This window comes from Desulfarculus baarsii DSM 2075 (genome assembly GCF_000143965.1).
Lineage (GTDB): Bacteria > Desulfobacterota > Desulfarculia > Desulfarculales > Desulfarculaceae > Desulfarculus > Desulfarculus baarsii.
Map to the genome: position 1 here is coordinate 2,667,589 of NC_014365.1, position 19,053 is coordinate 2,686,641.

The window sequence follows — 19,053 nt, forward strand, 5'->3', positions numbered from 1 at the left end:
TGGCGGGTTGTCGAAAAAGGCCAGGATGGCCTTTTTCGACACCGTGCTAATGATAGGCCGGCACGCTGGGAAAACGGCTGGCGTCGGTGTGGGGGATGAAGCGCGCCGCCGAAAAGCGGTTCATCAGCATCTGGTTGACGTTGAGCTCCAGGTAGGTCAGCTTGTCGGTGACGGCCTCCACCTGGGGCCTGGCCGCCGGCTCCAGCAACAGGCGCTGGCAGCCGCTGAGCGAGCTGTTGCCCAGGGTGACGAAGCGCTCTCGGGGCAGATCGGGCAGCATGCCCAGGGTGATGGCGGTCTCGGGGTCGATCACCGCGCCAAAGGCCCCGGCCACGAAAAAGGCCGACAGATCCTCGAATTGCAGGCCAACCTCCAGCAGCACCGTGCGCAGGATGGTGTACATCGCCGCCTTGGAGCGCAGCAGGATGTCGATTTCGATCTCGTCGATGACGATGGACTCGCCGCTGGCGGAGTCTGCGGCCGGCACGACCAGATAACCCCGCACGCCGTCTTCGTCGACCACCAAACGCGGGTGATCGGCCAGCGTCAGTTTGCCGCGCATGTCCATGGCCCTGGTCAGATAGAGCTGGGCCAGAAGCTGCAACAGGCCAGAGCCGCACAGGCCCTTGGGTTTGGGCGCGCGGCCGTCGGCGTCGGGGATGATTCGCAGCGTGGGCGCAAAAGTTTGCGGGTCGATGACCACGCCCTCGATGGCCCCGGGCTGGGCCAGCACGCCGCGTTTGGCCACGCCGCTTTCCAGGGCCGGGCCGGCCGCGCCGGCGCAGGCGATCAGCCAGTCGCGGTTGCCCACCACCACCTCGGCGTTGGTGCCCACGTCCACCAGGATGGCCACGTCCTCGCGCTGATGCAGGCCGGCGGCGACAATGCCCGCCACCAGATCGCCGCCGAAGTAGGCCCCCACGTTGGGCATGCACCAGACCACCGCGCCCTCGGCCAGGGCCAGGCCGATATGGCTGGCGAAAAACGGCGCGGGCCGGTTGATCACCGGGATATAGGGCTCGCGGCAGATGGACTGGCTGTCCAGGCCCAGAAAAAAGTGCGTCATGGTGGTGTTGCCGGCGGCCACCATGCCCACCACCTCGGCGGTCCGGCGGCCGGCCTGGGCGCACATGCGCTCGATCAGCTCCTGGGCCGCGCCGACGAGCATGCCGTGCAGGCGCTGGGCGCCCTCGGGGCTGGCCGCGGCGTGGATGCGCGTGAGGATGTCGCTGCCCACGGCGGTCTGGGGGTTCATCAGCGTGCCCTTGGCCAGTTCCTGGCCCGAGGCCAGGTCGTGCAGAGTGGCCTGCAAGTGGGTCGAGCCGATATCCAAGGCCACGCCCAGGCCGCTTTGACCCCACGGGCCGGCCGGAACCTCATCCACGCGGGCCAGGATGTCCGCCGCGACGGGCGTGGCGCTCTGGTCGCCCGGTTCGACATCGACCAAAACCAGCCCGGCCGGGCCGTGAACCAAGCTGGCGGTGACGTCGCCGCCGGCCTGGCGGATGACTTGGGCCAGGGGCCAGGCGCGACCCACGGACACGACCGGCCATTGGCCAGTGGCCTGGCGCACGGCCTTGGCCAGGCGGTCGATGGTGGCGGTGTTGTCTTTCAGGCTGGGCGCGCTGAGCGTCAGATGCAGTTTCTGGCCTTGGAGCATGGGCGGCTGCCTCCACGAAGGTTCCAGGGAAATATTGCAGGGTTGGCCTGGTTTGTCAAACCGGGCGCGCGCCGGGCCCACCAGCCCGCGACGCCGAGATTTTTGCTGGCCGCCGGCCGCCTAACTTGCTAAATTCATATTGTAGTTTCGCGCGGGGCCGGCTTGCTCCGATTTTGCCAACGCCACATTGCCAAAAAGGACCGCCAAACGCCATGACCGCCGTGAAAAAAAACGTCGCCGTGATCGGGGCCGGATATTGGGGCAAGAACCTGGTGCGCAACTTCGCCTCCATCGGCGCGCTGGCCGCCGTGGCCGACGCCGATCCCCAGCGCCTGGCCGCCGTGGCCCAGGCCCACCCCGACGTGACCCTCCACGACGACCCCGAGCGGGCCATGGCCGATCCGGCCATCGAGGGCGTGGCCATCGCCACCCCGGCCGAGACCCACGCGGCCCTGGTCGCCGCCGCCTTGCACCACAACAAGCATGTTTTCGTCGAAAAGCCGCTGTGCCTGGAGATGGTCGAGGGCCGCGAACTGGTGCGCGCCGCCGAGGCCAAGGGCCTGACCCTGATGGTCGGCCATCTGTTGCACTATCACCCGGCGGTGATCCGCCTGAAGGAGATGGTCGACGGCGGCCAGGTGGGCCAGTTGCAATACATCTACTCCAACCGGCTCAATCTGGGCAAAATTCGCCAGGAAGAGAACATCATCTGGTCGTTCGCGCCCCACGACGTCTCGCTGATCCTGGCCCTGACCGGCGAGACGCCCGAACAGGTCACCAGTTTCGGCGGCAATTATCTCCAGCCCGAGATCGCCGACGTCACCGTCTCGACGCTGAGCTTTCCCTCGGGCGTCAAGGCCCATATTTTCGTCAACTGGCTGCACCCCTTCAAGGAACAGAAGCTTGTCGTGGTGGGCACCGAGGGCATGGCCGTCTTCGACGACACCGCGCCCAAGGACAAGCTCCTGTTCTACCCCCACCGCATCCGTTGGCAGCACCGCCTGCCCGTGCCCGAAAAAATGGACGCCCAGGTCATCGCCCTGGCGCCGGCCGAGCCGCTGAAAAACGAATGCCTCCATTTTGTCGAATGCATCCGCACGGGGCTCCAGCCCCGCACCGACGGCAAGGAAGGCCTGGCCGTGCTGGCCGTGCTGGACGCCTGCCACCGCTCGCTCGTAAACGGCGGCGCGCCCGTGCGACCCGGCCACGGCGAACATGGCCAGCAGCAAGACCAGGGCTACACCGTCCACCCCACGGCGGTCATCGATCACGGCTGCGTCATCGGCAAGGGCAGCCGCGTCTGGCACTTCGCCCACGTCATCAGCGGCTCGCGCATCGGCGACAATTGCAGCCTGGGCCAGAACGTGGTCGTCGGCCCCAACGTGACCATCGGCCGTGGCTGCAAAATCCAAAACAACGTCAGCGTCTACGACGGCGTGACGCTGGAGGACGGCGTGTTCTGCGGGCCGTCCATGGTCTTCACCAACGTCTACAACCCCCGCGCCGAGATCAGCCGCAAGGATCAATATCGCAAAACCCTGGTGCGCCGCGGGGCCACGCTGGGGGCCAACTGCACCATTGTCTGCGGCAACACGGTGGGCCGTCACGCCTTCGTGGCCGCCGGCGCGGTGGTCACCCGCGACGTGGCCGATTTCGCCCTGGTGGCTGGCAACCCGGCCCGGCAGATCGGCTGGATGTGCCGCTGCGGCGTGCGGCTCAACTTCGACGACGGCCAGACGGCCCGTTGCGTCGCCTGCGGCGAGAACTACCTGCTCGAACGCGGCGCGGTCCGCCCGAGTCAAGAACCGGCCGAGCTCTAGGGCCGGGAAGCGTCGCTTGGCCGCGCAAAGCGCGTTGATCCTTGGCGTGTTGCTGGCTGCGGGCTTTGCCTGCGCCAAGCTGGCCCAGCGCCTGCGCCTGCCCTCGGTGACGGGCTACATTTTGGCCGGGGCGCTGTTGGGGCCGTCGGGCCTGGCGCTTTTCTCACCGCGAATTTTGGCCGAAGACCTCGGTCATTTCAGTCAGTTGGCCATCATGCTCATCGCCTTTGGCGTGGGCGAGCACCTGGAATGGGCCAAGCTGCGCTCGGCGCTCATGCGGGTGACCCTGGTCGGCCTGGGTGAAACGAGCCTGGCCTTTGCCTGCGTCGCCAGCGCTTGCGTTCTGGCCGCCGAATTGGGCGGCCTGGGCCCGGCCACGTGGCAGGCCAGCGATTATCTGGCCTTAGCCGCTCTTTTGGGTGCGGTCTCGGTGGCCACGGCCCCGGCCACGACCATGCACGTCCTGCGCGAGCTGCGCGCCGCCGGCCCCCTGACCAACGCCGTCATGACCGCCATCGCCGTCAACAACGCCGTGGCCCTGGCCGTCTTTGGCCTGGCCATGGGCGCGGCCGGCCAGTTGACCGGCGCGGCCGGCGGCTCGTTGTGGGCCGCTGTCGGCGTGAGCCTGGCCGACAGCGCCCTGTCGCTGGGCCTGGGGCTCTGCGCGGGCCTGGCCATCGCCATGACCACCCGCCGCCTGCGCCGGCGCGGCGAGATGCTCACCGCCGGCCTGGCGCTGTTGCTCCTCTGCGGCGTGACCGCGTTGTGGCTGGGCTTGTCGCCGCTGCTGGCGGGCATGGCCGCCGGCTGCCTGATCGTCAACCGTCGCCAGCGCGACGTGCGCCTGTTCCGGGCCATCAACGACTTCGAGCCGCCGATCTATGTATTGTTCTTCACCATGGCCGGGGCCTCGCTACACCTGGGGGCGCTGGCCGCCGCCGGCGGGGTCAGCCTGGTTTATTTCACGGCGCGGGCGTTGGGCAAGGTGAGCGGGGCGTGGCTGGGGGCCAGCCTGGCCGGCGCGAAGGCCAAGGTGCGGCGTTACCTGGGCCTGGCCCTGCTTTCCCAGGCGGACGTGGCCATCGGCTTGATTTTCATTTTGCGCGGCGATGGCCAACTGGCCGACTTGGCCCAGGTCATCACGCCGGTGGTCTTGGGTGGAGTGGTCTTGGCCGAGGTTTTGGGGCCGATCAGCGCCCGTTGGGCCATCGGCCGGGCTGGTGAGGACGAGGCCGCCTTGGGCCCCAGCGCCGCGGCGGCCTGCCCCGTCGTCGGCCCGGATGCGCAAAACGGCTATCTCCTGACGCCGTGGACCTGGGAGCGCCTGACGCCGCCGCCCCGGCCGCGCGGGCAGGTGCTTTTCGTGCTCGACGACGCCCGCACCGCGGCCGTTTTAGCCCGCCTGGCGGCGATCATCGCCCACGGCGGCCAGGCCAGCCCCACGGCCATGCGCCTGTTGCCGCCGGGCGACAATGGCCCCCAGAGCCAGACGCTGAGCATGTTGACCACCGCCGCCGAGCAGATCCGCTCCATGGGCGGGGCCATGGCCAGCGAGATCGTCGAATCGACCGATCCGGCCCAGGCCATCGCCCATCAGGCCCGAACCGGCCCGGCCACGGCCATCCTGCTGGCCCAGCCGCCAGACAACGCCGCCCGCGAGTTCAAGCGGTTCCTCGACGAACTGATCGAACTGGCGCCCTGCCCGGTGATCGTGGCGCGGCCCTGCGGGGCCCTGCACACCGAGCGCATCCTGGTCCCGGTGGCCGACCGCAACGACCTGCGCGTCCTGGCCCCCCTGGTGCGGGCCCTGTCCAGCGTGGGCCATCACCGCATCACCCTGATGACCATGCTGGCCTCCAACGCCCTCGACGAAGAGCTGGAAGACGCCGAGGATGAGCTGGACCAGTGGGCCCGCCAGGAAGACCTGGCCCCGGTGGTGCGAGGCCTGGCCGTGGCCGCCGAAAACCGCGCCCAGGCCATCGTCGCCGAGGCCCAGCGCCACGACCTGTTGGTCATGACCATGGACGGCGGTGGCTGGCAAGGGCTGTTCTTCGGCTCGCTGGCCCAGGAGGTGCAAAGCCGCTGCCAACGGCCGATGTTGCTGGCCCATCGCGGTGGCGCGGCCCCGAACGCGGCCGCGTCCGGTTAAGCCGCCCTGACCGGCAAGGCCAAATCGCCGTGGGCCTGGGCCATGTTGGCGTTCCAATACTCGACCAGGGCGCTGAGTCTGGCCATCTCCGGGCCGCCCAGTTTCATGCCCTCGAAGATGATCCAGCGAATATAGGCCTTGCCCGGCTGCTCGGAGGCCATGGCCTGGGCCACGATCGCCTCCGGTTCAAACTCCAGCAGCAGGGAGATGGCCGCCTGGGCCGTGGCCGTGAGCACGGCCACGTCGCCGCCGCCGTTTTCCAGGTCAGCCGCCGAAAGCACCAGGTTGCGCCAAGCTGTTTGCACGTCCATTTCCTGTCCTCCAACAAAAAAGCCCCAGCCCGAGGCGGCTGGGGCCGTGGCCCTGCAATCACTTGGCGGCCGCAATAAGCCACCTCGCCCGCTCCGTCGCCTCGCCGGAACGCGCGCCTAGCCTGGCCGGCAGGTCTTCTGACTCCCGGATCGACCCGGCTTGCAGCGCCTTCCCGCCGCGAGCGGCAGTGGCTGGGGCCCCAAAACACCCCTGGCTGAGCCGGTCCCCGGTCACAGCGGCGGGACCGTGACGGAATCGCACCGTCTTCCCTCGTCGCCCCCAGCGGGGGCGCGGCCAATACTTATTTTTACACCCAAAACAGCGGCCCGCGCAAGGGCCGACGTTCAGCTCAGGCTGGCCCCCAGTTCGGCCACCTCGGAACGCTCGCCCTTGAGCATGGTCACATGCCCGCTGAGGGTCGAGCCCTTGATTTGCTCCACCAGCCTGGTCAGGCCGTTGCTGGCCGAATCCAGATAGGGGTGGTCTATCTGCTCCACGTCGCCGGTAAAGATAATCTTGGAGCCCTCGCCGACCCTGGTGATGAGGGTCTTGATGGCGTGGCTGGTGCAGTTTTGCGCTTCGTCGACGATGATGAACTGGCGGGGAATACTGCGGCCACGGATGTAGGTCAGGGCCTCCAACTCCAGTTTGCCGGTATAGCTCAGATATTCCTCGACATCCTGGCTGGGGCCCTTGTCGAATCCGGGCAGCCGGCGGTTGCCGCCGGGCGATACCGCCGGGCCGGTGTTAAGCAAAAACTGCAGGTTGTCGTAGATAGGCTGCATCCACGGGCGTAGCTTTTCGTTCTTGTCGCCAGGCAGAAAGCCCAAATCCTGGCCGTCCAGGGGAATCACCGGCCTGGTCACCAGCAGGCGGCGATAAGCCCCCTGCTCGACTACCTGCTCCAACCCGGCGGCCAGGGCCAGCAGAGTCTTGCCCGTGCCCGCGCCGCCAGCCAGGGTCACCACCTTGACCTCGGGGTCCAGCAGCAGCTCCATGGCGAAGGCCTGCTCCTTGTTGCGCGGAACCAGCCCAAAACACTGACGTTCATTCTGGGCCAGCAGGGCGCGCAGAGCCCCGTCCTTGAACCGGGCCAGGGCCGAGGCCGAAGGTTTTTCCCGGCCGCGCAGGATGACGAACTGGTTGGGATGCAACGCCCAATCCGCTTCCAGGGGCAGGGCGCGCTCGCGAAAAAAGGCGTCCAGGCTGGCCTGAGGCGCGGCGATCTCGGCCACGCCGCCGTACAGGTGGCGAAAATCGACCTTGTCGTTGGCCAGATCCTCGGCGTGCACGCCCAGCACGTCGGCCTTGACGCGCAGGTTCAAGTCCTTGGAGACCAGCGTGACGTTGCCGTTGGCCTGGTCCTGGGCCAAATTGAGGGCCACGGCCAGAATCAGGTTGTCGGGCTTGCTGAAATCCAGCACGTCCAGCTCGGGCGGCAGGCCACGCAGGCTGCGGTGATTGATCTCGATGCGCAGGCTGCCGCCGCCCTCCAACGGCACGCCGTCGGCCAGCGTCCCCAGGGCGCGCAGTTGATCCAGGTTGCGCGAGACCTCGCGGGCGTTGCGGCCGATCTCGTCCTGACGCTTTTTCTGGGCGTCGATCTCCTCGATCACCGCCAGGGGGATGACCACGTTGTGCTCGGCAAAGACAAATGGCGAGCGTGGGTTGTGCAACAGCACGTTGGTGTCCAGGACAAAGGTCTTTTTCATCGGCCAGCGATTCCACCTTTCCGGGCGCACCGCCCCGTCGCCGCGCCGGCCGTCAGGGCCGGGGCGGGTTGTAGCACATCGCGTGGGTCATGGGCTTTGGCCTGCTAGCTTCTCAAAAAAGGGCGTAGATGAAAGGCGCCACCGCCGAGCCCTGGGTCAGCACGATCAACGCGCCCAACAACACCAGCATGACGACGATCGGCAGCAGCCAAAACTTCTTGGTTTCCTTCAAAAAACCCCAAAATTGGCCCAAAACTGACAGTTTGCTCACCGGCGCTTCTCCAAACCGGTTGTCAATACATCTTTTCGGTGGAAGCCGGATCGTATTGGTCATCGGGGCAGTAACGCCAATAAGAGTCGCGGTCCTTGAGCTTCAAGTCCAATAAATCCTTGCCCAACAAGCGCAGAATCAGGCCCGTGGGCGTAAGCACCAAAACAAACAGCACGCACAGCAAAAACCGCGACATGAACCAGCCCAGCACCAGGGCCAGGCCCATCCACAGGCGATAGACCGGCTTGAGGCCCGCCGGCCAGGCAAGGCCCCAGGCGCCGAAAACAAGCCCCAGGCCGACCGACCACGGGCCCCAGGGCCTATCGCCCCACCAGCCCAGGCCGCCGATCAGCCCAAAGGCCACCAGGAAGACCAGGCCCAGGTTGCGCAGATCGCGCCGTTGGGGATCGAGCCGGCCGAATTCTTGTTTGATGTCGCCCAAAAAACCCATGCGGCTAATCCAATTCAAAGCGCGTGCGCCAGTCTTCGTCCTCGCGCCAGGCCGGCTGATTGGTTTTTTCCAGCAAGAACGGCCCCAACGCCAAATAGTCCATCTCGGTGCGCATGAAACAGGCGTAGGCGTCGCCGGGCGTGCAGACGATGGGCTCGCCGCGCACGTTGAAGCTGGTGTTGACCAGCGTGGCGCAGCCGGTGAGTTCTTCCATGGCCCGTAGCAGGGCGTGATAAAGGGGGTTGGTTTCCTGATGCACGGTCTGGATGCGCGCCGAATAGTCCACGTGGGTCACCGCCGGGATCGTCGAGCGCACGACGTGCAGCTTTTCGATGCCAAACAAGCGCTTCTGCTCGTCGGTCATGGGCCGTTGCAACTCCCGGCGCACGCCAGCCACCAGGAGCATGTAGGGGCTGGGCCGCTCGAGGTCAAAGTAATCGGCCGCGCGCTCGGCCAGCACCGATGGGGCAAAAGGCCGGAACGACTCACGATATTTGATCTTGAGGTTCATCACCGACTGGATGTTGGGGCTGCGGGCGTCGCCCAGAATCGAGCGTCCGCCCAGGGCGCGGGGGCCGAACTCCATGCGCCCCTCAAACCACCCCACGACCTTCTCGTCGGCGATCAGCCGGGCCACCCGCCGCGGCAACTCCTCCCAGCCCAGGCGTTGGAAAGGGATGCCGCCGTCGATCAAGAAGCGCTCGATCTCCGCCTCGCCGAACTCGGGGCCCAGGTACGATCCGGCCTGCGCCTCGTCGCGGCCCGTGGCCCGCCGCGGCTTGCCCAGGTATTGATGCCAGGCGAACAGGGCCGCGCCCAGGGCCCCGCCGGCGTCGCCGGCCGCCGGTTGAATCCAGATCTCCTCGAAGGGCCCCTCGCGCAGGAGCTTGCCGTTGGCCACGCAGTTGAGGGCCACGCCGCCGGCCAGGCAGAGGTTCTTTTCGCCGGTCTGGGCGTGGATATGCCGGGCGGTGCGCATGACGACTTCTTCGGTGACCTTTTGCACGCTGGCGGCCAGGTCCATCTCCCGCTGGGTCAAGGGTGATTCCGGCTTGCGCGGCGGCCCGCCGAAAAGCTTGGCGAAGCGGTCGTTGGTCATGGTCAAGCCCTGGCAATAATTGAAATATCGCATATCGAGCTTGTATGAGCCGTCGTCCTTGAGGTCGATGAGTTTGTCGAGGATGACATCGACATACTTGGGCTCGCCATAGGGCGCCAGGCCCATGATCTTGTATTCGCCCGAATTGACTTTGAAACCGGTGAAATAAGTGAAAGCGGAATAAAGCAGGCCCAATGAATGGGGGAACCTGATCTCGGCCTTGATCTTGATCTGGTTGCCGTCGCCAACGCCCCACGAGGTGGTGGTCCATTCGCCCACGCCGTCGAGGGTGAGGAAGGCGGCGCGCTGAAACGGCGAAGGAAAAAAGGCCGAGGCGGCATGCGACTGATGATGCTCGGGAAAAATGATCTTGCCGTCGTAGTCCAGTTCTTTTTGGATCACGTCGGGCAGCCAGAGTTTTTGCCGCAGCCACAGGGGCATGGCCATGGTGAACGAGCGCAGGCCAGCCGGCGCGAAGGCCAGGTAGGTCTCCAGCAGGCGATCGAACTTGCTCAGGGGCTTGTCGTAAAAGGCGACCACGTCCAGGTCGGCGGCCGTGATCCCGCCTTGCTCCAGACAGTAGCGCGCGGCGTTGGTCGGAAACTCGTGGTCGTGTTTGACGCGGGTCCAGCGTTCCTCCTGGCCGGCGGCGACAATGCGGCCGTCCTGCACCAGGCAAGCGGCCGAATCGTGATAATAACCAGATATTCCCAGTATGTTCAAATCACATCCCAACGCTGCCGAATATTGTCATGGATGGTATTTCGCCGCCATCTGTTTGTCAAACGGCGACATGGTGACAAAAACGCTTCGTCGCCATGCCGCCGTTTTTTCAGTCCATCTTGGCCAGGTACTTTTTGGCCAGGCCCGCCTGGCTGCTCTTGGGATAGGTGTTGACCAACTTGTTCAACACGATCTTGGCCGTGCGCTTGTCGCCAAGGGCCGAAAACGCCAGGCCCTGCTTGAGCATGGCCGCCGGCGCCTTGGCGTTTTTGGCGTAGCGCTTGATCACCTGGTTGTAGGCCAGGATCGCTTCTTCGAAGCGCTTTTGGCTGTAATAGCACTCGCCGACCCAGAATTGCGCCGAGGCGGCGTAGGCGCCGTCCGGCTTGTCCTTGAGCAGCTCCTCGAAACGGTCTCGGGCGGCGTCGAAGGATTTCTGTTCATAGAGCCGGAGAGCCAGGTTATAGCGCTCCTTGTCGGAAAGCTTGGCCGGCGCGGCGGAGCTTGGGCCGGTTTTTTCCTCGACGGTGGGCACGGTGGCGGCGACGGCCTCGTCACCACCGGTCAGGCCGCCCTCCGTCGCCGGGGCGGGCGGTGGTGGCGCGCTGATGCCCAGGTATTTCTCGACCTTGGCCAGGCGTTGTTCGATGTGCTGCAACGACTGGCTCATCTGCTCGGCGGCCCCGCCACCCATATGGCTGGCTTCGTCCACCTGCCCGCTCAGCCGCGCCAACTCCTGCCGCATGACCGTCAGGTCGGCCACGACCTCGGCCTGGGGCTGGCGCTGGCTGTCCATCTGCGTCGACATCTGGTCGACCTTCTGGGACAGCTTGCGCAGTTGGGCCTGATTGCTGTTGACGACCCCCTGCAGGGCGTCGAATCTCTCTTGGGTGACCGCGCAACCGGTCGTCAGCATCGCGGCCAACGCCACGACCGCGGCCATCATCAGCGTTTTCTTCATCGTCACGCCCCCATCTCCGGCCCTCGCCGCCACGACAAGCGTCTTACTTGATCACGAAATGACCCCGGCGATTGGCGGCGTAGGCCTCTTCGGTGTTGCCGGGGACCAGGGGCCGCTCCTCGCCGTAACTGACCACTTCCAGGCGGTCGGAGGCCACGCCCATGGCCATCAGGTACTGCTCGCAGGCGCGGGCGCGCTTCTCACCCAGGGCCATGTTGTAGGAGTTGGAGCCGCGCTCGTCGCAGTGACCCTCGACGATGACCGTCACCTCGGGATGCTGCGAGAGGAACTGGGCCTTGTCGTTGAGGATCTGCTTGGCCTCGGCCGACAGGTCGTAGCGGTCGTAGTCGAAGTGCACGTCCTGGTTTTCGAAGATTTCGCGCATGGTCTGCTCGCCGCCACGGGCCTGCTCTTCGGCCAGGCGGGCCTCGCGCAGACGGCGCTCGCGCTCGGCGGCCAGGCGGGCCTGTTCCTCGGCGCTCAACTCACCAGGACCGGCCACTTTTTGCTTGGAGCAGCCGGCGACCATGGCCATGCTGAAGCACAGCGCGGCCACCATTGCAAAAATCGCGAATTTTTTCACTTTTCCATCTCCATGAAATTTAATGCATGCCAACGCCATTGCTTTATTTATTTCACCACCCCCGCGGGAGACCAAGCCGGGTCGGTCTGGTTGCCGGACAGGTTGGTCAGCCGTTTGATGGGCAGGCCCTCGTAGGTGATGACGTAAATCTGATATTGACCGGTCTGCCGGCCGGAATAGGCGATCAAACGCCCATCCGGCGACCAGCTTGGCTCCTCGCTGGCGGTCATGCCTCTGGTCAGCACCCGCAGGTCGCCGCCATCGGGCCTGATGGTGCAGATCTGAAACACGCCGTTGATCTCGGCCTGGAAGGCGATCAAATTGCCCTTGGGCGACCAGTCCGGAGCCGCGCAATACTTCAGGCCATAGGTCAGGCGGCTGATCTGGCCGGAGTTGAGGTCCATGACGTAGATCTGGGGCGATCCGCCGCGGTCGGAGACAAAGGCCATGCGGCCGCCGTCGGGCGAAAAGGTCGGCGCCACCTCGATGCCCCAGCCGTTGGTCAACTGGCGCAGTTCGCGGCCGGTCTGGTCGTTGAGGAAGATGTTGGTCTTGCCAGTGTGACTCATGGCCACGGCCAGATAGCCCGAGCCCGGCTGGAAGGCCGGCGTGATGTTGACGCCGGGCTTGCCCACGGCCACCCGACCCGAGCCGCCGCGCTGCGAGTGCAGCATGACCACCGGCCGCCGGTTGACGTAGGTGGTGTAGGCCAGCAGCTCGCCGTTTTGGCTCCACGCGGGATAAAGGCAGATGTCGTTGCGGTTGGTCAGCGCGCGGACGTTTGATCCGTCGTAGCGCATGAGCATGATCTCTTTTTTGCCGCTGGCGGTGCTGACAAAGGCGATCATCGTCGAAAACACCGAGCGCTCGCCGGTGACGGCCTTCATGATCTCGTCGGCGAAACGGTCCATCATCGCCGGAAGCTGATCGACCCCGCCGTCGTAGCGCACGCCCACCAGGCGCTTGCCCTCGACCACGTCGAACAGGCTGCACATCAAGCTGACCTCGTTGCCCACCCGGCCGTAGCCGACGGCCACCAACAGCTCGGCGCCGATCACCGACCAGCGCGCTTGTACTCCACCTGCTCGGGGTTGGCCTTGCCCAAAAAGCTCTTGGGATCCAGAAAATCAAAAAGCCCGGTGAACTCCAGGTTTTTTTGCAGCATGCGCGTGGCCATGGGCCCGACGGAGTCGGGCGTGGCCCCGGCCAGGGGCTGAAACTCCGGGATGGCGATGGGCAACCGCCGGCTGAAGGGCTGGGTTATGTCGATGTAGACCCGCGCCTGGGCCGGGCCGCTCACGGCGGCCGCGGCCAGCAGGGCCACGCAAACAACTAACAACAAACGGCGCATGACTCTTCCATTGTCGATGATCATTGGCCCGCGTCCTCGGGACGGAAGCGCAGGCCCACCTCATGGTATGGCCCCAACAGATCCGCCGGCAGCGGCGGAAATGGCGCGGCCCGTTCCACGGCGCGCAGGGCCGATTGGTCCAAACGAACGTTGCCGGAGCTTTCCTCCAGCCAAAATTTGTTCAACGAGCCGTCGCGGTTGATGCGTAGCGCCACCACGGCCATGGCCCCGCTGGTGTCGCCAGCCAGGGCCTCCGGCAACACCCAGGCCCGGCGGATGCGCTCCCACACCTCGGTGTAGTAAAGCATGAAGCGCGTGGACAGTTCACCGCCACCGGGCATGGCCACCGCGCCGCTGGGCCCGGTCGCCCCGCCGCCGGCCTGGACCTTGGACTCGATGGCCGACAGGGCGTCATCGAGCTGCTCGCTCTGCCGGCGGCTCTCGGCCTTGGATTTTATCTTCTTCAGCCGCTGGTCCAGCACATCTTCGTAAGATGGCTCGGGCTCGGCCTTTTTCACTTCGCGCTTGACCCGTTTCGGCTCCACGGTCTTTTTGGAGCCGATGGCCTCCTTGGGCTCGGGTTTGGGTTCGGGTTTTGGCGGCGCCGGCTTGGGCTTGACATCCGGCTTGGGTTTGACCTCGGGTTTGGGCGCCGGCTTGGGTTTTTCCATCTCTTTTTTGGGCGGGGCCGTTTTTTTGGCCGTTGCCGGCGGCCCGCTGCTGGGCAGCGCGGCCCCACTGACCAGGGCGACCTGATAGGCCGGCGAGAAAAACTGCCGGTCCGGCTGGCTGGCCGGCCACAAGATCACCGCCGCGGCCACGACGACGTGCACCGCCAAGCTGACGGCCAGGGCCCAACCGAGCTGATCGTGCCCTTCGAGATTTTTTTCCACCGCCGCCGAGGCCAAGTCTATCGCTTCTTTTTGTCGGGCGCGGCGACCTTTTCGGGTTCGGTGACCATGCCGAGGTCATTGACGCCGGCCTCGCGGGTCTGGGCCATGACCCGCACTACCACGCCGTAGGGCACGTCCTTGTCGGCGCGCAGATAGACCCTGGTCCGGGGCTTGCGCGAGGTCACGCCCTTGATCTTGTCGGAGAGACCCTCCAGCGGCACCTCGAACTCGTCGAGGTAGACTTGGCCCTGGCTGGTCACCGAAAGGATCAGAAGGTCGTCGCTGCTCTTTAGCGCGCCGGAATCGGTCTCGGGCAGGCTGACATCCAGGCCCTGCACCATCATCGGCGCGGCCACCATGAATATGATAAGGAGCACCAGCATGATGTCCACCAGGGGCACCACGTTGATCTCGCCAAGGACTTTGCGGTTGTTGCCGACGCCACCGGCCACGGGGACGCTCCTAAGCCTGGGTTGGGCGCGTTGTCTCGCGGGAACTCTGGCGGCTCATCACCTCCAGCTCCACAAGGTTGAGGAAATCCTGGCTGAAGGTGTCCATCTCGGCCTCCAGCACCTGGATGCGTCTGTTGAAATGGTTGAAAAACACCACCGCGGGAATGGCGGCGAAAAGGCCGGTGGCCGTGGCCACCAGGGCCTCGGCGATGCCCGGGGCCACCGTGGCCAGGTTGGCCGTTTTCAGCGCGCCGATGTTGCTGAAGGCGTCCATGATGCCCCACACCGTGCCGAAAAGGCCGATGAACGGCGAGGTGTTGGCGCAGGTGGCCAAAAAAGTCACCGAACGGGCCAGCTTGGTGGCCTCGGCCGCCGTCCCCCGGCTGAGGGCGCGCTTGATGTTGGCCATCAGGCCCTCGGGCAGCCCGTCACCGCGCCCCTTGCGCAGGCCCATGACCTTTTGCAACTCGGCGTAGGCCAAGCGAAAAACCGTGGCCAAGGGGCTGCCGGCCAGTTGCATGGCCTGGGCGTTGGCCGCGCCAAGGCTCTTGGCGTGCCAGAACATGGCTTGGAACTGCTCGTTTTGCTTGATCGAGCGGCGCAGGACCATCAGCTTGGAAAAAATCACCGCCCAGCTTATCACCGAAAACAACACCAGCAGAAACAGCACGAATTTGACCACCCAGCCGGCCTGGAAGATCAAATGCATGATGTCCATGCCGCTGCCGGTCACCGCCGGGGCCATGCTTTCCATGACGGGGGCGGCCCCGCCGGCCGGAGAAACGATCTCCTGGGCCAAAGCCGGGGTTGCCGCCGATATCAATCCCAAGATATAGTTGATCATATCTGCACCAATCCCTCATATGGTGGCAATATATCTTTGGGCGCAAGCAAAGTCAAGCCGGGGTTGCGGCCAAAAACCGTTTATACTGCCAACGTTTATCTTCCGCCATTTCTTTTTCGGAGGCCGTGATGAATAGCCTGGAACGCGGAGGCCTGTTCGTTGACCTGGACGGCACATTGGCCGACAGCATAAACCTTATGGGGCGGGTATTCCAGCGTTTTTTGGATTTGAAGGGCATTGGGGCCCAGGCCGCCGATTTCACTTCCATGCGCGGCAGGCCCCTGAGCGATCTGGTCGAGTTTTTTCGCGAGCGCCACGGCCTGGATTGCACCGAAAAATCGCTGCTCGACGACTTTTACGACTTGGCCGATCAAGTCTACGTCGATGAAACCAAGCCCCTGCCCGGCGCGGGACTGTTGCTGGAGGCCGCCGCGCGGCGAGGCCGGGCCGTGGCCCTGGTCACCTCGGCCCGGGGCACGGTGGCTCGGGCCTTCCTGCGCCGCCACGGCTTCGACGGCCTGGTGCGCGCGGTCGTGGCCGCCGAACACGTCGAGCGCTCCAAGCCAGACCCCCAGCCCTATCTGCTGGCCATGTCCATCCTGGCGGTGGGGCCCACGGGCTCCCTGGCCGTGGAGGATTCGGCCGTGGGCGCGCGTTCGGCCATGGCCGCTGGGCTACCCACCTGGATCATCGATCACAACGGCCGCTCCGACGCGGTCGATCTGCCCGGCGTGCGCGGCGTGGCGGGCTCGCTGGAGCAGATCATACCATTTCTATGAACGCCGGCCGGCCGGCTATTTTGGCGGCACGACCAGCCGCTGGCCCAGCTTGATCTTGTCGCCATGAATATTGTTGGCCCGGCGCAGCGCGGCCGCCGACACGCCCAGGCGCTTGGCGATGAGGCTGAGCGAATCGCCCCTTTTGACCACCCAATAGCGGCACTCGTCGCTCTGCTTGACCGGGCAGGCCGGCAGGCTCGCCGCCGCCAGCTCCAACTTGGCCGCCGCGCCGGGCGGGACCAGTAGCACATAGTTCCCGGCGGGCAGGACGTGTTGCCTGATCTCGGGGTTCAGCTCGCGCAGCCTGCGCACGGTGGAGCCGATGGGCTTGGCCATGTCGCGCAGGTGGGTCAGGCGCTTGAGGCTGACTTGGGCCGGCTCGGCGTCGATGGGCGGGTAGAGACGATCAGCGGGCAAGGCGTAGCCGTACTTACGCGGGTCTTCCAACACGGCCTTGGCCGAGGCGATGCGAAAGACGTAGCGCATGGTCTCATCGGGCAGTTGCAGATCGTAGTAACACGTCACGCCCTGCTCTTTGAGCTCCTTGCGCACCCTGGCCTCTCCGCAGTTGTAGCCGGCCATGGCCAAAGTCCAACTGCCGAATTCGTCATGCAGATCGCGCAGATAACGCAACGCCGCCACAGTGGATTTATAAAAGTTGCGCCGCTCGTCCAGCCAATCGTCGACGCGCAGGCCGTAGCGCCTGGCCGTGGCCGGCATGAACTGCCAGACACCCACCGCCCCGGCCGACGAGCCCACCTTGTGCAGCAGACCGCTTTCGGCCACGGCCAGATACTTCAGGTCATCTGGCATGCCGGCGGCGCGCAACTGTTGGGAAATATGCGGAAAATAACGATGTGCCCGCTTCATCCACATCACCACCTGGGCCTGATCGTGCACGGCGATGTTGAACTCGCGGTCCAGGGCCTCGAACATGATCTGGTCGTCCAGGGGCAGCTTTTCCTGGCACAAGAGCATTTCTTTTGGCGTATCGGGCAGATAGCGCAGAGGAGCCGACTCGGGCATGCTTTCGCGCACCTGCTCCGGGCCGGCCTCCGACCCCATTTCCTCGGCCGGGGCCACGCCGCCGGCCAACAGGAACAGGGCCAGCGTCAAACAGGTCAAACCGCCTTTAATAAATCTCATTGCCCATCCCCGCGAAAATGATCAAAGCCCTGCAAACCGACCTCCGTGCGCGAACCGTCCAGGCCCAGCAGCCACACGCCCCGGCCCTTGGTCAGCGCGCCGACCTTGACCACGGCCGCGCCAGGATCGGCCTGGGCGGCCAAGCGGGCCAGTTCGGCCACGTCGGTCTGCTGGCAGGTGAACAACAGCTCGAAATCCTCGCCGCCGCGCAGGGCCCAGTCCACTGCGTCGGCCCCCACCAGCGTGGCCAGTTCCGCCGCGCCGCCGGCCAAGGGCAGCCGCGCCGCCTCCAGGCGCGCGCCCACGCCGCTGGCCGCGCACAGCCGCGCCAAGTCGCTGGCCAGGCCGTCGGAGAGGTCCATCATCGCCCCCAGCCGGCCCGAGGCGGCCAGGGCCCGGCCCAGGGCCAGGCGCGGCCGCGGACGCAGATGGGCCTCCACCGCCGGGGCGGCCAAGGCGTCGGCGGGGTCGCGGCCGGCGCTCAGCCAGGCCAGTCCGGCGGCGCTGGCCCCCAGCGGCCCGCTTACGCAGACGGCCTGACCGGCCCTGGCCGTCGAGCGTAGGGTCGGCGGGCCGCTTTCGCACAGACCGATCAGGCACAGGTTGAGCGTCAGCGCCGGGGCGCGCACCGTGTCGCCGCCCACCAAACGCAGCCCGTGCGTCCGCGCCAGTTCCAGCATGCCGTCAAACAGGCCCTCCACCAGCGCCGGCGTGGGCCCCGGCCGCAGGCCCAGCGACAAAAAGCCCCAGCGCGGCGTGGCCCCCATGGCCGCCAGGTCGCTGAGGTTGGCGGCCATCACCCGCCAGCCCACGTCGCGGGGCGAGGCGTAGGCCAGGTCGAAGTGGACGCCCTCGACCATCATGTCGGTGGTCACCGCCAGCCTGGCCCCGCCAACCGCCAGCACCGCCGCGTCGTCGCCCACGCCCACGGCCACGCCGTCGGCCGGGCCCGCGCCGGCGGTCAGTTCGGCCGCCAGGCGCAGGATGTCCTCCTCGCAAAGCCGCGCGGGCGGAGTCTGGCTCACCGACCCGGCCCTAGCGCTCGTCGGAGGCGTAAAGATAGGCCAGCAGGGCCGGCTGATAGTCGAACAGCTCGCCAGCGCCAAAGAAGCGGGCCACCTCGGCCTGGGCGGTCTCCACCGAGTCGGAGGCGTGGACCAGGTTGGCCTGCATGGACATGGCCATGTCGCCACGAATCGTGCCGGGCTCGGCGTTGCGGGCGTTGGTCACGCCGCAGAGTTTGCGGCAGACGGACACGGCCTCCAGACCTTCCAGGCACAAGGCCAGCACGGGCGTGCGGCTCATGAACTCGCAGATGGTGGGGAAAAAGGGCTTGTCGGCCAGATGGCTGTAGTGCTCGCGCAGCTTGGCGTCATCAAGCTGGATCATCTTCATGCCGGCGATTTTCAGGCCTTTTTCCTCGAAGCGGGCCAGGATGCGGCCAGCCAGGCCCCGGGCGATGGCGTCGGGTTTGATCAAAATGAGCGTGCGTTCCACGGTTGTTTTCCTTTCGTGAAAAAATGGCGGAGCCATCGGCGATGGCGTGGCGTCGAGGCGCGGCCAGGCCCGCGCCCGCCCCAATTAGGGCAGAGCGCCGGCCGCTTGTCAAGACGGCGCGTTGACAGATCGGCCGCGACGTGATAGCAAATCGACCGTGAGCAGGCAATTTGCCGGGCCAGGCAGGGGAAGACGGCGCAAATCCGTCGCGGTCCCGCCGCTGTGACCGGGGACGAAAGGCCGCCTTGCTTGAGCCACTGCCGCGCGCGCGGCGGGAAGGCGCGGCCCAGTAGGTCGATCCGGGAGCCAGAACACCCACCAGGCCCACATCCGCCGCATCTGTCCGCGAG

The 19,053-nt window shown here is 66.1% G+C and carries 19 protein-coding genes and 2 riboswitches; of the genes, 3 read left to right on the forward strand and 16 right to left on the reverse strand.

Annotated features, from left to right (window positions below):
- Positions 1–46: 46 nt before the first annotated feature.
- On the reverse strand, positions 47–1,660 hold the full coding sequence (locus DEBA_RS12090; RefSeq protein WP_013259221.1) for an ASKHA domain-containing protein: 1,614 nt from the start codon (positions 1,658–1,660) through the stop codon (positions 47–49).
- 212 nt (positions 1,661–1,872) lie between these two features.
- Between DEBA_RS12090 and DEBA_RS18960 the strand changes: the two genes are divergently transcribed.
- Complete coding sequence (locus tag DEBA_RS18960) at positions 1,873–3,480, forward strand: Gfo/Idh/MocA family oxidoreductase (RefSeq protein ID WP_013259222.1); 1,608 nt, start codon at positions 1,873–1,875, stop codon at positions 3,478–3,480.
- 16 nt (positions 3,481–3,496) lie between these two features.
- Positions 3,497–5,629 (forward strand): cation:proton antiporter, encoded by a 2,133-nt coding sequence (locus tag DEBA_RS12100; protein WP_013259223.1) that lies wholly within the window; start codon positions 3,497–3,499, stop codon positions 5,627–5,629.
- Here the strand turns inward: DEBA_RS12100 and DEBA_RS12105 are convergent.
- The 12 genes from DEBA_RS12105 to tolQ form a co-directional block, all read right to left on the reverse strand.
- The gene (locus tag DEBA_RS12105; RefSeq protein WP_013259224.1) at positions 5,626–5,940 is read right to left on the reverse strand and encodes a hypothetical protein; all 315 of its coding nucleotides are present in this window, start codon (positions 5,938–5,940) and stop codon (positions 5,626–5,628) included. The genes DEBA_RS12100 and DEBA_RS12105 overlap by 4 nt on opposite strands.
- Before the next feature lie 111 nt (positions 5,941–6,051).
- Positions 6,052–6,251: riboswitch (cobalamin riboswitch) on the reverse strand.
- A gap of 34 nt (positions 6,252–6,285) precedes the next feature.
- Positions 6,286–7,653: a PhoH family protein gene (locus DEBA_RS12110; RefSeq protein ID WP_013259225.1), complete on the reverse strand. Its 1,368-nt coding sequence runs from the start codon at positions 7,651–7,653 to the stop codon at positions 6,286–6,288.
- 112 nt (positions 7,654–7,765) lie between these two features.
- The gene (locus tag DEBA_RS18445; RefSeq protein ID WP_013259226.1) at positions 7,766–7,924 is read right to left on the reverse strand and encodes a DUF5989 family protein; all 159 of its coding nucleotides are present in this window, start codon (positions 7,922–7,924) and stop codon (positions 7,766–7,768) included.
- Positions 7,925–7,946: 22 nt separating this feature from the next.
- Positions 7,947–8,375: an SxtJ family membrane protein gene (locus DEBA_RS12115; protein ID WP_013259227.1), complete on the reverse strand. Its 429-nt coding sequence runs from the start codon at positions 8,373–8,375 to the stop codon at positions 7,947–7,949.
- A 4-nt stretch (positions 8,376–8,379) separates the two neighbouring features.
- Positions 8,380–10,197, reverse strand: coding sequence for a carbamoyltransferase family protein (locus tag DEBA_RS12120; RefSeq protein ID WP_013259228.1), 1,818 nt, complete (start codon positions 10,195–10,197; stop codon positions 8,380–8,382).
- Positions 10,198–10,306: 109 nt separating this feature from the next.
- Entirely contained in the window at positions 10,307–11,158 is an 852-nt protein-coding gene (gene ybgF / locus DEBA_RS17215) for a tol-pal system protein YbgF (RefSeq protein ID WP_050762344.1), read from the reverse strand.
- 43 nt (positions 11,159–11,201) lie between these two features.
- Entirely contained in the window at positions 11,202–11,741 is a 540-nt protein-coding gene (gene pal / locus DEBA_RS12130) for a peptidoglycan-associated lipoprotein Pal (RefSeq protein WP_013259230.1), read from the reverse strand.
- Between the two features lie 47 nt (positions 11,742–11,788).
- Positions 11,789–12,799 (reverse strand): PD40 domain-containing protein, encoded by a 1,011-nt coding sequence (locus DEBA_RS12135; RefSeq protein WP_050762345.1) that lies wholly within the window; start codon positions 12,797–12,799, stop codon positions 11,789–11,791.
- Entirely contained in the window at positions 12,796–13,116 is a 321-nt protein-coding gene (locus DEBA_RS12140) for a hypothetical protein (RefSeq protein WP_083779000.1), read from the reverse strand. The genes DEBA_RS12135 and DEBA_RS12140 overlap by 4 nt, the downstream gene beginning before the upstream one ends.
- Positions 13,113–13,985, reverse strand: coding sequence for an energy transducer TonB (locus DEBA_RS12145; RefSeq protein ID WP_187288555.1), 873 nt, complete (start codon positions 13,983–13,985; stop codon positions 13,113–13,115). Before DEBA_RS12145 ends, DEBA_RS12140 begins: the two co-directional genes overlap by 4 nt.
- Positions 13,986–14,002: 17 nt before the next feature.
- A complete protein-coding gene (locus DEBA_RS12150; RefSeq protein WP_013259232.1) occupies positions 14,003–14,437 on the reverse strand; it encodes an ExbD/TolR family protein in 435 nt (144 codons plus the stop codon).
- Positions 14,438–14,447: 10 nt separating this feature from the next.
- Positions 14,448–15,281, reverse strand: coding sequence for a protein TolQ (gene tolQ, locus DEBA_RS12155; protein WP_013259233.1), 834 nt, complete (start codon positions 15,279–15,281; stop codon positions 14,448–14,450).
- A gap of 128 nt (positions 15,282–15,409) precedes the next feature.
- On the opposite strand from tolQ, the gene DEBA_RS17220 reads away from it, so the two are divergent.
- On the forward strand, positions 15,410–16,060 hold the full coding sequence (locus DEBA_RS17220) for an HAD family hydrolase (protein WP_013259234.1): 651 nt from the start codon (positions 15,410–15,412) through the stop codon (positions 16,058–16,060).
- Positions 16,061–16,075: 15 nt separating this feature from the next.
- Here DEBA_RS17220 and DEBA_RS12165 read toward each other — a convergent pair whose 3' ends face one another.
- From DEBA_RS12165 to ndk, 3 genes are read right to left on the reverse strand one after another with little or no spacing between them, the layout of a single operon-like run.
- The gene (locus DEBA_RS12165; protein ID WP_013259235.1) at positions 16,076–17,206 is read right to left on the reverse strand and encodes a lytic transglycosylase domain-containing protein; all 1,131 of its coding nucleotides are present in this window, start codon (positions 17,204–17,206) and stop codon (positions 16,076–16,078) included.
- Positions 17,203–18,231, reverse strand: a complete 1,029-nt coding sequence (thiL, locus tag DEBA_RS12170) for a thiamine-phosphate kinase (protein WP_013259236.1) — start codon at positions 18,229–18,231, stop codon at positions 17,203–17,205. The genes DEBA_RS12165 and thiL overlap by 4 nt, the downstream gene beginning before the upstream one ends.
- Positions 18,232–18,241: 10 nt before the next feature.
- Entirely contained in the window at positions 18,242–18,703 is a 462-nt protein-coding gene (gene ndk / locus DEBA_RS12175) for a nucleoside-diphosphate kinase (RefSeq protein WP_013259237.1), read from the reverse strand.
- A gap of 186 nt (positions 18,704–18,889) precedes the next feature.
- Positions 18,890–19,019, forward strand: a riboswitch (cobalamin riboswitch).
- Positions 19,020–19,053: the final 34 nt, after the last annotated feature.

Excerpts from the sequence above, each read along its gene's own strand:
- DEBA_RS12090 (WP_013259221.1), bottom strand. The coding sequence starts at position 1,660 with ATGCTCCAAGGCCAGAAACTGCATCTGACGCTCAGCGCGCCCAGCCTG.
- DEBA_RS18960 (WP_013259222.1), top strand. The coding sequence starts at position 1,873 with ATGACCGCCGTGAAAAAAAACGTCGCCGTGATCGGGGCCGGATATTGG.
- DEBA_RS12105 (WP_013259224.1), bottom strand. The coding sequence starts at position 5,940 with ATGGACGTGCAAACAGCTTGGCGCAACCTGGTGCTTTCGGCGGCTGAC.
- DEBA_RS12110 (WP_013259225.1), bottom strand. The coding sequence starts at position 7,653 with ATGAAAAAGACCTTTGTCCTGGACACCAACGTGCTGTTGCACAACCCA.
- DEBA_RS12115 (WP_013259227.1), bottom strand. The coding sequence starts at position 8,375 with ATGGGTTTTTTGGGCGACATCAAACAAGAATTCGGCCGGCTCGATCCC.
- ybgF (WP_050762344.1), bottom strand. The coding sequence starts at position 11,158 with ATGAAGAAAACGCTGATGATGGCCGCGGTCGTGGCGTTGGCCGCGATG.
- DEBA_RS12140 (WP_083779000.1), bottom strand. The coding sequence starts at position 13,116 with ATGATCATCGACAATGGAAGAGTCATGCGCCGTTTGTTGTTAGTTGTT.
- tolQ (WP_013259233.1), bottom strand. The coding sequence starts at position 15,281 with ATGATCAACTATATCTTGGGATTGATATCGGCGGCAACCCCGGCTTTG.
- DEBA_RS17220 (WP_013259234.1), top strand. The coding sequence starts at position 15,410 with ATGAATAGCCTGGAACGCGGAGGCCTGTTCGTTGACCTGGACGGCACA.
- DEBA_RS12165 (WP_013259235.1), bottom strand. The coding sequence starts at position 17,206 with ATGAGATTTATTAAAGGCGGTTTGACCTGTTTGACGCTGGCCCTGTTC.